Annotated in this window: 1 protein-coding gene and 1 pseudogene; both read right to left on the bottom strand. The window is 54.9% G+C overall.

The annotated features are described in order from the left end of the window. Positions 1 to 298: pseudogene (locus A3730_RS05210) on the bottom strand (hypothetical protein); the annotation flags it as partial. 143 nt (positions 299 to 441) lie between these two features. Then, positions 442 to 896: SPOR domain-containing protein (locus tag A3730_RS05205; RefSeq protein ID WP_197477308.1), on the bottom strand; the 455-nt coding region annotated here is incomplete at its 5' end.

Genomic DNA, 896 nt, shown 5'->3' with positions numbered 1-896 from the left:
CCGGGTGGGTAAATACCATCCCCACACCGTAATTGTCCGGCAACGTAATGGATTGCTCTTCCGCGACCTTGCGGAAGAAAGAATCGGGTTTCTTAAGCAACAGACCGCAGCCATCACCGGTTTTTCCGTCGGCATTAATGCCGCCCCGGTGTGTCATGCACGTAAGTGCTTCAATAGCAGTTTGCAGAAGCTCGTGGCTGGCCTGGCCCTCCATATGGGCGATCAGACCAAAACCACAGTTGTCCCGGAATTCTCCGGGCTCAGTGAGCCCCCGCACCAGCGTTGAGTTCTGCTGCATGAAAACCTTTCCTCTTGAAATTCAGAGACTTACAGAAGGCAAATGGCGTCAAGAAAACGGTGACGGCAAAAAAGGGATATGCATTCTACACATTGCGCGCTTGGGCGACAAATTGAACAGTCACCCAAGGCGCTTTTTTATGCTTAAAGTTCGCCGCGAACATCGCCCATCTTGCGAGGAAAAGGCCCCGCTGAGCGTAACTTTGCTGGCAACGTCGACTTTGCATCAAGCGCTGCCTGACGGCTGGAATAGTCCCCGGCGAGCACCAGAAACACGGTTTTTCCATTCCGTTTGGCCGGATAATAGGCCCCCTTACGATCCAGCTGGTCCAGCACCGCACGGGCATTCGCTTCCTGGCTGGTGGCGGTAATCTGCAAAAACCAGCGATTGTCATCCAGCGCCGCGAGCCAGGCCGCCTGATTATACCCCGAGGTTTCGGCTGGTGCTTTTTCTTGCTCCGATTGCGAAGCGGCTTTGCTCTCCACCTTTTCTGGCTTTACTGACGCAGATTCATCCGGCTTGTCAGGTGCCGGCGCCACCGCCACTTCCTGTTGAGCCTGAGCTGGAGAAGATTGCATAACCGGATCAGTCACTGGCG

The organism is Alcanivorax sp. HI0044 (assembly GCF_001634945.1).
Note: the sequence above shows the minus strand (reverse complement) of the source record. Positions and strands in the feature narration are given on the sequence as shown.